This window comes from Pseudomonas sp. NY5710 (genome assembly GCF_013305665.1).
GTDB lineage: Bacteria > Pseudomonadota > Gammaproteobacteria > Pseudomonadales > Pseudomonadaceae > Aquipseudomonas > Aquipseudomonas juntendi.
Window position 1 is genome coordinate 4,306,214 of record NZ_CP045554.1, and the last position, 12,704, is coordinate 4,318,917.

14 protein-coding genes are annotated in these 12,704 nt (G+C 61.2%); 4 read left to right on the forward strand and 10 right to left on the reverse strand.

The features are described from left to right. Positions 1-14: 14 nt before the first annotated feature. The 5 genes from GEV39_RS19850 to colR all read right to left on the reverse strand — a co-directional run bounded on the left by GEV39_RS19850 (position 15) and on the right by colR (position 3,724). On the reverse strand, positions 15-248 hold the full coding sequence (locus tag GEV39_RS19850; protein WP_029887498.1) for a hypothetical protein: 234 nt from the start codon (positions 246-248) through the stop codon (positions 15-17). After that, positions 248-946, reverse strand: coding sequence for a lipopolysaccharide kinase InaA family protein (locus tag GEV39_RS19855; RefSeq protein WP_173890951.1), 699 nt, complete (start codon positions 944-946; stop codon positions 248-250). Before GEV39_RS19855 ends, GEV39_RS19850 begins: the two co-directional genes overlap by 1 nt. 6 nt (positions 947-952) lie before the next feature. Next, a complete protein-coding gene (locus GEV39_RS19860; RefSeq protein WP_054913949.1) occupies positions 953-1,633 on the reverse strand; it encodes a class I SAM-dependent methyltransferase in 681 nt (226 codons plus the stop codon). 107 nt (positions 1,634-1,740) lie between these two features. Continuing rightward, positions 1,741-3,051: a sensor histidine kinase gene (locus GEV39_RS19865; protein WP_173890952.1), complete on the reverse strand. Its 1,311-nt coding sequence runs from the start codon at positions 3,049-3,051 to the stop codon at positions 1,741-1,743. Beyond that, the gene (gene colR, locus GEV39_RS19870; RefSeq protein WP_009684391.1) at positions 3,041-3,724 is read right to left on the reverse strand and encodes a two-component system response regulator ColR; all 684 of its coding nucleotides are present in this window, start codon (positions 3,722-3,724) and stop codon (positions 3,041-3,043) included. Before colR ends, GEV39_RS19865 begins: the two co-directional genes overlap by 11 nt. A gap of 183 nt (positions 3,725-3,907) precedes the next feature. Between colR and GEV39_RS19875 the strand changes: the two genes are divergently transcribed. Continuing rightward, positions 3,908-4,636: a phosphatase PAP2 family protein gene (locus GEV39_RS19875; RefSeq protein ID WP_173890953.1), complete on the forward strand. Its 729-nt coding sequence runs from the start codon at positions 3,908-3,910 to the stop codon at positions 4,634-4,636. Between the two features lie 276 nt (positions 4,637-4,912). Then, positions 4,913-5,653 carry an RHS repeat-associated core domain-containing protein gene (locus GEV39_RS26615; protein ID WP_502708018.1) on the forward strand — a complete coding sequence of 247 codons (741 nt, stop codon included), beginning with the start codon at positions 4,913-4,915 and terminating at the stop codon, positions 5,651-5,653. Positions 5,654-5,731: 78 nt separating this feature from the next. Here GEV39_RS26615 and groL read toward each other — a convergent pair whose 3' ends face one another. From groL to GEV39_RS19905, 5 genes are all read right to left on the reverse strand, one after another. After that, entirely contained in the window at positions 5,732-7,372 is a 1,641-nt protein-coding gene (gene groL, locus GEV39_RS19885; protein ID WP_009684393.1) for a chaperonin GroEL, read from the reverse strand. 49 nt (positions 7,373-7,421) lie between these two features. Beyond that, positions 7,422-7,715: a co-chaperone GroES gene (locus GEV39_RS19890; protein ID WP_009684394.1), complete on the reverse strand. Its 294-nt coding sequence runs from the start codon at positions 7,713-7,715 to the stop codon at positions 7,422-7,424. Between the two features lie 254 nt (positions 7,716-7,969). Continuing rightward, on the reverse strand, positions 7,970-8,431 hold the full coding sequence (locus tag GEV39_RS19895; RefSeq protein ID WP_009684395.1) for an FxsA family protein: 462 nt from the start codon (positions 8,429-8,431) through the stop codon (positions 7,970-7,972). A gap of 67 nt (positions 8,432-8,498) precedes the next feature. After that, positions 8,499-9,230, reverse strand: a complete 732-nt coding sequence (locus GEV39_RS19900) for a HugZ family pyridoxamine 5'-phosphate oxidase (RefSeq protein ID WP_173890955.1) — start codon at positions 9,228-9,230, stop codon at positions 8,499-8,501. A gap of 90 nt (positions 9,231-9,320) precedes the next feature. Next, positions 9,321-10,331 carry a DUF481 domain-containing protein gene (locus GEV39_RS19905; RefSeq protein WP_029887495.1) on the reverse strand — a complete coding sequence of 337 codons (1,011 nt, stop codon included), beginning with the start codon at positions 10,329-10,331 and terminating at the stop codon, positions 9,321-9,323. Positions 10,332-10,482: 151 nt separating this feature from the next. Here GEV39_RS19905 and GEV39_RS19910 point away from each other — a divergent pair, with 151 nt between their 5' ends. After that, the gene (locus tag GEV39_RS19910; protein WP_033690708.1) at positions 10,483-10,836 is read left to right on the forward strand and encodes an MGMT family protein; all 354 of its coding nucleotides are present in this window, start codon (positions 10,483-10,485) and stop codon (positions 10,834-10,836) included. Between the two features lie 43 nt (positions 10,837-10,879). After that, positions 10,880-12,427, forward strand: a complete 1,548-nt coding sequence (locus GEV39_RS19915; RefSeq protein WP_173890956.1) for an AmpG family muropeptide MFS transporter — start codon at positions 10,880-10,882, stop codon at positions 12,425-12,427. Positions 12,428-12,704 lie beyond the last annotated feature (277 nt).

The following is a 12,704-nucleotide window of genomic DNA, read 5'->3' on the forward strand; positions in this document are numbered from 1 at the left end:
CAGCTACACCGGTTTCAACCAAATGGCCGCAAACCTTGGCGCAGGCCAAACAGCAACAGCAACAGATCCTGATCCGGCTCTACCCTGGCCTTCTGCTGCGGTTTCACGTCCCGCGGCAGCGCGCACTGGGCGGCCATCTCAGCCTTGCTGAATACCGTTGGCCTCGGCTCTTCCCAGGCAGCCACCGCTACAGTGGTTACCGCCAGGCCCGCTACCAGGAACAAAGCTCGAGCTATTTCTAGTTTCATTACCCTAACCCTTTGACAGCGCTGCCAAACGCCACCTTGTAAAAGTAGAGTAGCGTCTGCCATTCCGCCTCGTTGAGCGACGAATGGCGGCGCAGTTGGCGCAGGTCGTTACCGGCCGCGCGCTGGCAACTGAAACGTCGCCGACACTTCTCAAGGTCAAGCAGCGCCACTTCGACACGGGCTTGCTCGCCCTCGCCCAGCACCTTGACGAACACATGCTTGCCGTACAGGCAGCCGTGCTGCCAATGGCCCAGGTGCATGCGCGCCAGGTTGTCGGCCAGGTCCTTGAGCATGCGCTCGTGGACCACCTGTGGGTAACGGTCTCGGGCACCTTGGGCATGCCAGGTGTCCAGCTCCACAAACCCGTCCAATGCTTCGCTGACCAGCAGCGCCCGCCACTGGTGGTCGGCATCGCGCTGGGCACCACAGAACACCAGGCGCGGTACACGCACCCCCAGTTGCTCGAAGCTGTTCAGCGCATCGAGTTCACGCAGCACGGTTGGCCGGCCGAAGGGGTGCAACAGGCTGCGATAGATATGCCCGACCTGACGCTTTGCATACAGCAGTTTGCCGTTGGCATCGTTGAGCCGTTGCACACCACTTTCGCCACCCCGGCGCTGGTTAGGCTCCTCTACCCACTCGCCTTGTTGGCGCCAGTAAAAATCGAAGCGCGACTCCCCATTCTGGGCTACAGCCATCAAACACTACCCCTTACGCAATACATAAACCCGCCACATGGCATAGAACGGCAGGAAATCGAGGCGTTCCTGGATCCTGAAGCCAGCGGCGCGGAATTCTTCTTCGACCGTGTCGGCCGGTAACACAAACCGGTTCTGATAATGGTTCTGCTCGGCTTTGGTGCTGCGGCGCTGTTCCAGTTTTCTGCGCCGCCAAGCCTTGAAGTTGCCGTCCACCCACAGTGACAGGATCACACTATCACGGCTAACTCGTTGAAATTCAGAGAGAATTTTCTTTCTGTGGGCGGCCTCGCCAATATGGTGAAACAGCCGCATGCAAAAAATGCTGTCGACGGAATTATCTGGCAAGTCGATGTCGAATGCCGATGTCTGCAAAGGCCGTACCCGCGCCACCACCTCTGGCGGTTGCGCAGCACAGGCGGTCTCGATCATCGCCTCGGAATTATCGGCACCGATGATGACCCGGTTGTTCTTTTCCGCCAGCAGCGGCCAGAAGCGGCCAGCGCCGCAGGGCAAGTCCAGGACCAGGCCAGGTTCACCCGCCAGCGCCAGCGCGCGGCGGGCCAGCTGCTCATCTCGCTTGTGAGAAAGCCGGCGGGCCAAGCCATCCTGGTGCTTGAGAAAGTACTCTCGGGCATGGTCTTTGTCGTACTTCTCGGAAAATTCAAGCTTGATAGGGCTACGCATTGAGCATCTCCTGATTCCATTGCGCTCACATTAGGTAAATGCGCGTAGGAATCAGGTCATGTTGATGTGAAAAAAGTGTTGGCCACGGTAACACGTGTAACAACAGATTACCCAGCCACGACGTCCGGATCTTCTTTCACCCGCGTATTGCTCAAATCGACATGGAAACGGCAGCCATGTGGCACGGAAGAGGTCAAGGTAACCCGCCAGCCTTGGTCGTCGCAGATGCGCTGCACCAGCGACAAGCCCAGGCCTAGGCCCTCGCCGCGCCGCTCGTCACCGCGCACGAACGGCTTGAACATGGCTTCGCGCTGTTCTTCTGGTATGCCCACGCCACTGTCTTCCACGCTGAAGCCATGGCTTTCCAGGCTCAGGCGGATGTAGCCGGCATCGGTGTAGTGCGCCGCATTGCGCAGCAGGTTGCCCATCACCGACTGCAGGAAGGTCGCGTTGTAAAGCACTGCGCTGGCACTGGCCTGGCCATCGAAATACAAGGTCAGGCCCTTCTGTTCGATGGTGTCGCGCCACACCCCGATCAGCTCGTTGGCCACTTCGCGCAGGGTCGCTCGGGAGGCTACTGCGCCTTCATCACGTTGCGCCCTGGCCAGCATCAGGAAGGTCTTGACCAGCTCGCGCATCTCTTCTGTTGCCCGCGCCACGCGCTCCACCTGGCTACGCGTGCGGGTGTCGAGGTTGGGGTTTTCCTGCAGCAGCTCGCAGGACGTGGCCAGCACCATCAATGGCGTGCGCAACTCATGGCTGACGTCACTGGTGAACAGCCGTTCACGGGTCAGCGCATCGCGCAGCCGGCCCAGCGTGTCATCGAACGCCACCGCCAGCTGGCCAACTTCGTCCGCCGCATAGTCCGGCGCCAACGGCGGCGCCAGGCCCAGCAACTGGTCACGGTGCCGAACTTGCCGCGCCAGGCGGATCACCGGCGCCATCACCCGCCGCGCCACCAGCCACCCGAGGATCACCGCCAGCACCAGGCTGAGCACGAAGCCCACCAGCACCACCGCGAACAGCACACGCTCGCGCTCCTCGAAGTCGCTTTGGTCCTGCAGCAAGACATAGCGGCGGCCATCGACGATCTCGACCATCGCGTGGTAGGAAAGCTGGTCGCGGAATACTTCGTGGAAGCCACGGTCCAGGTGGCGCAAGTCTTTGGGCAGCTCGAAGTCGTCCCGCCCACCGCTGAAGTAGAACAACTGGTCGGGGCGCGGGCGGTGGCTCCAGTCGCTGACGCTGTCCATGCGCAGCAGGCGCTGCAAGTCACCGCCCAGTACCGATGAAATCAGCCGCTCTTCGACCAGGTGCACGGTGCCGACGATACCGAAGGCGAAGGCCCCGGCCACCAGCGCGCTCATCAGGGCAAAGGCGATGATGATGCGCTGGGCAAGGCTTTGCTTAAACTCCATCACGACCCTCGGCGAGGCGATAGCCGACGCCATGGACGGTATGCAGCAGCGGTTTTTCGAACGGTTTGTCGATCACCTGGCGCAGTTGGTGCACATGGCTGCGCAGGCTGTCACTGTCGGGGCAGTCGTCGCCCCACAGGGCTTCTTCCAGCACTTCGCGGCGCAGTACATGGGGGCTCTTCTGCATCAACACGGCCAATAGCTTGAGGCCGACCGGGTTGAGCTTGAGCATGCGGCCCTGGCGGGTGACCTCCAGGGTATCGAGGTCATAGCTCAGATCAGCCACCTGCAGGCTGCGCCGCCCGCCGCCCTGGGCCCGGCGCAGCACGGCTTCGATGCGTGCCGCCAGCTCGGACAGGGCGAAGGGCTTGAGCAGGTAGTCGTCGGCCCCGGAACGGAAGCCTTGTAGGCGGTCGTCCAACTGGTCGCGAGCGGTAAGCATGATCACCGGCGTGTCGCGGCGGGCGTCTTCGCGCAGGCGCTTGCACAGCGTGTAGCCATCGATACCGGGCAACATGATGTCGAGCACGATCAGGTCATAGTGCTCGGTGGCAGCCAGGTGCAGCCCGGACAGGCCATCCTGGGCGCAGTCGACGGTATAACCCTTCATGCCCAGGTAATCGGCCAGGTTGGCCAGAATATCGCGGTTGTCTTCAACCAAAAGAATGCGCATCGGTTTCTCCTGTGCGGCGCTTCTCGCTGTGGTGCGCGGCAGGCGCAGCTTACGGCCTATGCCTGCAGGGTGCCAGCCCCCGGAAAAATTCACCGCACTTGACGGTTTTTTCACTGATCCTTCACGGACACAGAATAGCGGGCCGATGACAATGGCCGATCTTTTTCCCGCCCTGGAGCCGCCATGCAGCAAGCAACCCGCCCTCGCCCGATCAATTACTGGCTGTACCTGGGTATTCCGTTGGCGACCGCGTTGGCCCTGATTCTGCTGGAGCTGACATCGATCGACATGGACCTCGCCGAGCTGTTCTTCGACCCTGTAGCCGGGCAGTTCATTGGCCGCCACAGTTATTGGCTGGAAAACATCCTGCATGACCGGGTCAAACAGGGGGTGATCCTGCTGGGGCTGATAGCGCTGCTGACCTTCGCCGCCAGCTTTTTCGTCAAGCGCCTGTTTGGCTGGCGCCGCGAGCTGGGCTGCCTGGTGTTGGCGCTGGGTTTGTCCACCGCGTTTGTCACGCCCCTGAAGAAGGTGACGCAGGTGCAGTGCCCCTGGAGCCTCACCCAGTTTGGCGGTACCGAAACCTACAGCAAGCTGCTGCAACCACGGCCGGCCACCGACAAGCCCGGACTATGCTGGCCGGGCGGGCATGCCGCGACCGGGTTCTGCCTGTTCGGCCTGTTCTTCATGCTGCGTGACCGCAAGCCGCGCCTGGCGCGGGCGGCATTCGTGGTGGCCTTGCTGGCAGGTTCGCTGCTTGGCGTTGGGCGCATGCTGCAGGGAGCGCACTTCCTGTCGCATAACGTGTGGACCGCCGTGTTCTGCTGGTTGATTGGCCTGGGCTCGTATTACCTGGTGCTATATCGCAAGGGCGTCGCCGAGGCGGTAGCCGGCGAGCATCGCACTGCCTGATAGTGGGGCCGCTTTGCGGCCCTTTCGCCGGCAAGCGCGGCTCCCACACAGTGGACGCTGCGGACGGCAACTAGCCAGCCGTGGCTCCGGATTTTCCGGCACGCGACATGGCTGAGCAAAATCGACGCTCAGGCCCCGCTATAAGCGCGGCTATTGAACTAATCGACGCACTGGTATTTGGCATTGAACCTTGACTGACATTTTTGCCAGTTTTCTGGCCAACATTCGTCTGGCAATCTTGCGAGACCTCGCGAAGAAGGTCTGAAATCGATGATCATGCCATTTGCATACAGCGCTTATGGATATAGCAACAGTGAACTTTTGAGGTTTTCATGGCTCGGTTTCAACGGGCAGAAAGTCGACATGCTCACTGGCATGTACTTACTAGGTAACGGCTACAGGGCCTTTAATCCGATACACATGCGCTTTCACTCGCCGGATAGCATGAGCCCCTTCGGTGCAGGCGGCTTCAATGCGTACGCTTATTGCTCCGCAGATCCGGTCAATGCTAGCGACCCTGGCGGGCACCGGACGCTGAGGAGATCCAACTCGGTGCCGGCTCGTCGCCCCCGCCCACAACCGCGAAGAAGCTCAATGCCAGACCCGCGAGGACCACTAGTAGGGCCAGAGAGGATTTCACACCTTCCACCTATGGATAACATCCTCTCCCGCCTCAGTAGCGCAGATCTCGTGAGCCTGTCCCAGACATCCAGGAGACTCGCTCAGGCAGTCGGTCAGGGTTCTTCAAAAATGGCAAGCAAACTCTCCGGTTCCATGGAACTTCTTACCGCCGCAGAGGGGAATCAAAAAGGCGTCTTGCCTAAAGACGCATTGGCAAGAGCAGAGGATCTTTACCCTGATTACCCCGGTGGCCCAAAAGCACTTATGCGTATGTGGCAAAGTTCAAGTCTTGCAGACGCTTATGAAGATCCCTCTCCCCCATCGACAGTCATAGGTCGTGGCGGAGTTCTGGGCATCCGTCAGGGCAATCAAACACAATGGTTATCACCGCGTTGATGTAAGACCTGACCCAAATGAAAAAGCCCCGGTTCTCACGAACCGGGGCTTTTTCTTGGTGCAGGGGGTAAGACTGGCTTACATCATGCCGCCCATGCCACCCATGCCGCCCATGTCAGGCATGCCAGCAGCTGGCTTGTCTTCTGGCAGGTCGGCAACCATGGCTTCGGTAGTGATCATCAGACCGCCGATCGAAGCAGCAGCTTGCAGCGCCGAACGGGTGACCTTGGCTGGGTCCAGGATGCCCATCTCGATCATGTCGCCGTACTCGCCGGAGGCAGCGTTGTAACCGAAGTTACCCGAACCTTGCTTGACCTTGTCAGCGACAACGCTTGGCTCGTCGCCGGCGTTGGCAGTGATCTGGCGCAGCGGCGCTTCGACAGCGCGGCGCAGCAGGGCGATACCGACGTTCTGGTCTTCGTTGTCGCCTTTGAGGTCGATAATGGCTGCCAGGGCGCGAACCAGGGCAACACCACCGCCAGGCACCACGCCTTCTTCAACGGCTGCACGGGTAGCGTGCAGGGCGTCTTCAACGCGGGCTTTCTTCTCTTTCATTTCAACTTCGGTACCAGCACCGACCTTGATCACGGCAACACCGCCGGCCAGCTTGGCCAGACGCTCTTGCAGCTTCTCACGGTCGTAGTCCGAAGAAGTTTCTTCGATCTGGGCACGGATCTGCTTGACGCGTGCTTCGATCTCGGTGTCAGCGCCAGCACCATCGATGATGGTGGTGTTTTCCTTGGACAGGATCACGCGCTTGGCGTTACCCAGGTGCTCCAGGGTAGCGGTTTCCAGCGACAGGCCGATTTCTTCGGAGATGACCTGGCCACCGGTCAGAACGGCGATGTCCTGCAGCATGGCCTTGCGGCGGTCGCCGAAGCCAGGTGCCTTGACCGCTGCAACCTTGACGATGCCGCGCATGTTGTTGACTACCAGGGTAGCCAGCGCTTCGCCTTCGACGTCTTCAGCCACGATCAGCAGTGGGCGGCCGGCCTTGGCAACGGCTTCCAGCACTGGCAGCAGCTCGCGGATGTTGGAGATTTTCTTGTCGACCAGCAGCAGCAGCGGGCTTTCCAGCTCGGCAACCATGGTGTCTGGCTTGTTGACGAAGTAAGGCGACAGGTAGCCGCGATCGAACTGCATGCCTTCTACGACGGACAGTTCGTTTTCCAGGCCCGAGCCTTCTTCAACGGTGATCACGCCTTCTTTACCGACTTTTTCCATGGCTTCGGCGATGATTTCACCGATGGAGCTGTCGGAGTTGGCGGAGATGGTACCGACCTGAGCGATGGCCTTGGAATCGGCGCATGGCTTGGACAGGTTCTTCAGCTCGGCGACAACGGCAGCAGTGGCCTTGTCGATACCGCGCTTCAGGTCCATCGGGTTCATGCCGGCAGCAACGGCTTTCAGGCCTTCGTTGACGATGGCCTGGGCCAGAACGGTAGCGGTGGTGGTGCCGTCACCGGCGGCGTCGTTGGCCTTGGAAGCGACTTCCTTGACCAGCTGGGCGCCCATGTTTTCGAAGGCGTCTTTCAGCTCGATTTCTTTGGCGACGGAAACGCCGTCCTTGGTGATGGTTGGCGCGCCGAAGCTCTTGGCCAGAACCACGTTACGACCTTTCGGGCCGAGGGTAGCTTTTACCGCGTCAGCCAGAACGTTGACACCAACGAGCATTTTTTTACGAGCGGAGTCGCCGAATTTTACGTCTTTAGCAGCCATGATCGTTTAATCCTTGGAAATTCTTTGGAGTAACGGGAAGTCGGGGAAATCAGCCTTCGATAACGGCGAGGATTTCATTCTCGGCCATGACCAGCAGGTCTTCGCCATCGACTTTCACGGTGTTGCTGCCCGAGTAAGGGCCGAAAACCACTTTGTCACCGACCTTGACGGCCAGTGCACGGACTTCGCCGTTTTCCAGAACGCGACCGGTGCCAACAGCAACGACTTCGCCGCGGTTAGGTTTTTCAGCGGCCGAACCCGGCAGGACGATACCGCCAGCGGTTTTCGATTCTTCTTCGCTGCGACGGATGACTACGCGGTCATGCAGAGGACGAAGCTTCATTGTCGATCTCTCCCAAATTGTGGTTTTCATCGGCCGGTATCGAAACCGGCGGGTTGAGGCTGTCCGGCGTTGCCGGAAGGTAGCCCGCCAAGGGCAAGCCACCTGAGTAATGTCTGGCGTTAATGCCAGAAACCTTGCGGTGACCACATACATGAGGCCGCCATATCCAATTACAAGGCTTGCCCTACAAAATTTTTCAGCTCGCGGAAAAAAACGCGGGGCCGCATATGCGGCCCCGTAGTGGAAAGCGGTGGTTACTTGTCGCGGCGCTCGTACTCGCCCTCGATCACGTTCGGCCGGTGGCCGCCATCGCGCGGCTGGGCCTGGAACGGGTCGTCCTGGAACGCGCGCTGGCGCATGGCCTGGGCCTCGGCGCGTTCGCGCAGCTTGCGCGCGGCCAGATGGCGGGTGAACGGCAGCAGGCACAGCAGGCCCAGCACGTCGCTGATAAAGCCCGGCAGCAGCAGCAAACCACCGCCCACCGCCAGCATCATGCCCTGGAACATGTCCTCGGCAGGCAACTCACCGCGCTGCAGGCTTTCCCGGGCGCGCAGGGCGGTGGCCAGGCCAGCCACACGCATGACCAGCACACCCAAGGCGGAACCGGCGATGATCAGCAACAGCGCCGGGAAGAAACCGATGGCCGCGCTGACCTTGACGAATACGAAAAGCTCCAGCACTGGAAACAGCAGAAGCAACAGTAGAAAAGCACGCATCAAAGCATTCCTCGTCGGAAGAGAACCTTCCTTTAAGACCATCAAGTGGATGCAAGTGCACGCTTTTTCAACCCTCGCCCCCTGCAGGCGTGGGCCACTGATCGGCGCGCGCCAGCAAAACCAAGGCCTCGCGGACTTGTGTCGGCGTATTGCAAATATGCGGGAAGGGTAACCAGTACACCCCCTGGCCGATACGCAGGTGCATGCCTTCGCTGTCCACCCCAGCCATTTGCGCTGCGGCATGGTCCGGCAGGCCGGTCAGTTGCACATAGTGGGCAATGGCATTGGCGTGGTCGCTGTTCATGTGTTCGACCATGCTGGCCTCGGACCTGCCGGCGAACGGGTTGGCCAGGGTGACCTGGTCGAGCCAGTGGATCGCGCCGAAGCCGCCGATGTAACGGTGGCGTACCGGCTGCAGCACCCAGAAGTCAAAGTCGTGAGCCTTATGATAGTCGGCAGCGTCCGGGAAATAGCGGTAGTAACGCTCGGCGGCAGCCTCGATGGCGTCTGCCTCGACCAGCTTGTGCGCTTCGGCCATTACCGTAAGGCGCCCTACCGCCTGCACATCCTCAGCTTCGCGCTCGCCTACCAGCAGCGAGCACTTGGGGTCTTTCTGCAGGTTATGGGTATGCTGGGCAATGCGGCTGATGAGGATCAGCGGGTTGCCGTGAGCGTCCAGGCAGTACGGCACCACCGAGCCGAACGGGTAGCCGGGCATCGACTTGGAATGCGTCGAGAGCACGCCGCGGTATTCCTTGAGCAGCAGTTCCCGGGCTGGGCGGATGGCGTTGGTACTCACTGGGTGCGGCTCCTGGTGGCAAACGGGACGGATGACAAGATAAGCATTATCACACCGAGTGCCAATGGGGCCGCGGTGCGGCCCGGCGGTTTACCAGGTCACGCCAAAGCCCGCGGTATAGCGCGTCTTCTCCAGATCGCTTTCACTCGTGCCGCTGATGATGTCACGCTCCGCCTTGAGGTTGAGCGAAGCCCATTCGGTAACCTTGTAGCGCAGCCCCACCTCGGCATCCAGTGAATAGTCGGCCACCCCACCCAGCGGTTTGGCGAGCTCGCCGTTGGTGAACAGCTGCACGTTCTTGCCGATCAGGTAACGGGTGTAGTCCCACTTCACGGCAGCGGAATAGAAGTTGTCCTTGCTGCCGTCCTGGTACTCGAAGTCGGTGCGGTTGATCAGCGACCCGAGCGAGAATGCGCCAAGTTCGTTGTCCCAGAACTGGTAACCCGGGCCGGTACCGACGGTGCGCTGGCGGGCAAGGTCTTCGATGCGGTCACGCTTGTATTCCGCCCGCCCCTGCCAGAACCACTTCTCGGTGATGAAGCGGTCCAGCGCGTATTCGGCACTCCAGTTGTCGGTGGTGGTGACGTCGTCCTTGGTTTCGCGGTTGTACTCGCCTTCGGCGTTGTGCCGCCAGCGGCCGTGGCGGGCCGTGGTCTTGAAGCTGACATCGTAGTCGTCGGTGTCGTTTTCGGCGCGTTTGTAGTCCAGCGCCACATCCACGTTGCCTTTCCACACGAAGTCTTCGACCAGGGGCTTGGGCTTCATGATCTGTTCGATGCTGGCCAGCTCCACGGTCTTGGGCGCCTCGCCGTTGGCCAAGGTCACCTTGCCCGGTTCAGCGGCCTTCAGCGACTTGGCCTTCTCGCCCGTGTAGGCATCCTGCTTGACCAGCAGTTCCTGGTCGCTTTCCAGGGTCTGCACCTGTTTCCAGTCCAGGGCAATGGAGCCGCCGTAGGGCGTTTCCAGCAGCAGCTTGCCGCCGTCGAAGACTTTGATCTTGCCACTGAGCCGGTCACCGTTCTTCATCCACACGGTATCGGCCAACGCCGGTGAGGCGCACAGGGAAGCAGCGAGCAGGCACAACAAGGATCTAGAATGCATAGACGTACTACGGTTCGATTCGAAGAAAAAAGCCGGGCATTATCCAGCTACCGCCGACCAGAGCAAGCACAGACCGGCAGCTTGGCATTGAGTTCAACTCTCATTTACCTGACCATTTGTCCGTTTTCATCCACAGCCCAAGGGGGGCGCCATGTCTGGGGGACCTGAGCACATGCCGGAGTCGGCCGAAGGTCGACGAACGGCATTGTATTCGGTGCTTGGCCAAGTACCGGCGGGCAAAGTCGTGAGCTATGGCCAGCTCGCAGCACTGGCCGGGCTTGGCCGCGCAGCACGCTGGGTGGGGCGCACCCTCGGGCAGCTGCCTGCGCAAACCCGCCTGCCATGGCACCGGGTACTGGGCGCCGGTGGCCGCCTGAGCTTGGCGCTGGGCACCCCGGCCGGGGATGAACAACGGGCGCGACTGCGTGCAGAAGGCGTGAATGTGACCAACAATCGTGTGGATATGACGCGCCATGGCTGGCGCCCGACAGAGCACAGCGGTTAGAGTGCGCGCTTTGTTTTCGAAAACTTGAGGCAGATGTTGGCCCATGCCCCGTAAAACCTGGCGCGCTGCGCTCGCTGCCTATGCCAGCCCGTCAACCCTGGTACTTTTGCTGCTCGGTTTCGCCGCCGGCCTGCCCTACATGTTGGTGTTCTCGACCCTGTCGGTATGGCTGCGCGAGGCTGGGGTGGCCCGCGAAACCATTGGTTACGCCAGCCTGATCGGCCTGGCCTACGCCTTCAAGTGGGTATGGTCACCGTTGCTCGACCAATGGCGCCTGCCGCTGCTCGGCGGCCTGGGGCGCCGGCGCTCGTGGCTGCTGCTGTCGCAGGCACTGGTGGTGATCGGCCTGGTCGGCATGAGCCTGTGCGACCCGCAACAACATCTATCCTGGTTGATCGCCATGGCCGTGCTGGTGGCCTTTGCCTCGGCCACCCAGGACATTGCAGTGGATGCCTACCGTCTGGAAATCGCCGACGAACAGCGCCAGGCCGCCCTCGCCGCCAGCTACATGGCCGGCTACCGGGTTGCCGCCCTGCTCGCCACCGCGGGCGCGCTGTTCTTCGCCGAGTGGTTCGGGTCCACCGGCTTCAGTTACCTGCATAAAGCCTGGGCCGGCACCTACGTGATGTTCGGGGTCATGATGCTGCCCGCGCTGTTCACGACCCTGGTCATGCGCGAACCGCCAGTGCCCCTGCGCACCCAGCTGTCGGCTGCGCGCTACGGCCTGGTGCATCAGATGGCCTCGGTGTTCGTGCTGATCATCCTGCTGGTATCGGTGCCCGCCAGTTTTACCCAGATGTTCAATACCGGCTGGTCCACGGTCATCTCCGGGGATGCCACACCGCTCGACCTGTTGCTCGAAGACCGCGCCTTCCTGCGCCTGATCCTCTATGTGCTGCTGACCTGGGCGTGCCTGTCGAGCCTGGGCCGCCGTGGCCTGGCCCCGGTACTGACCCCGGTCAACGACTTCATTGCCCGCTACCGCTGGCAGGCTTTGCTGTTGCTAGGCCTGATCGCCACCTACCGCATGTCGGACACGGTCATGGGCGTGATGGCCAACGTGTTCTATATCGACATGGGCTTCACCAAAGACCAGATCGCCAGTGTCAGCAAGATCTTCGGCCTGATCATGACCCTGGTCGGTGCCGGTATCGGCGGGCTGCTGATCGTGCGCTTCGGCATCATGCCCATCCTGTTTATTGGTGGCGCGGCTTCGGCGGGCACCAACATCCTGTTCCTAATGCTGGCGGACATGGGGCCTAACCTGGAAATGCTGGTGGTCACCATCTCGCTGGACAACTTCAGCTCCGGCATGGCCACGTCTGCGTTCGTGGCGTACCTGTCGAGCCTGACCAACCTGAAGTTCTCGGCCACCCAGTACGCGCTGCTCAGCTCGATCATGCTGTTGCTGCCGCGGTTGATCGGGGGTTACTCGGGGGTGATGGTGGAGAAGTTCGGTTATCACGACTTTTTCCTGATTACCGCCCTGCTGGGCGTGCCTACGCTGATCCTGATCGCCTTGCAGTGGCGCCAGGAGGCTGGCCGCGGTAAGCCGTTGGCAGAGCCAGGTGCGGCGGCCGAACGGCCCTGACAGGTTTCTGCTGCCTGTACCGGCCGTTTCGCTGGCAAACCAGCGCTGCTGCCAAGACCTGTGCACTAGCCTGAGGCTTTCCTCGCGAAAGGGCCGGGCATACGGGCCGATATCTGCCAGGCATTGTGCGTTGCCGGTACCACCGTATTCGCGGGTGAACCCGCTCCTACATCGATCGATGATGCCGGCCCAGCCCCGCAGGCCTGCCGGCCACCCTCGCCCGTTGTAGGAGCGGGTTCACCCGCGAAAGGGCCGGGCCTGCGGGCCGAACTCTGCC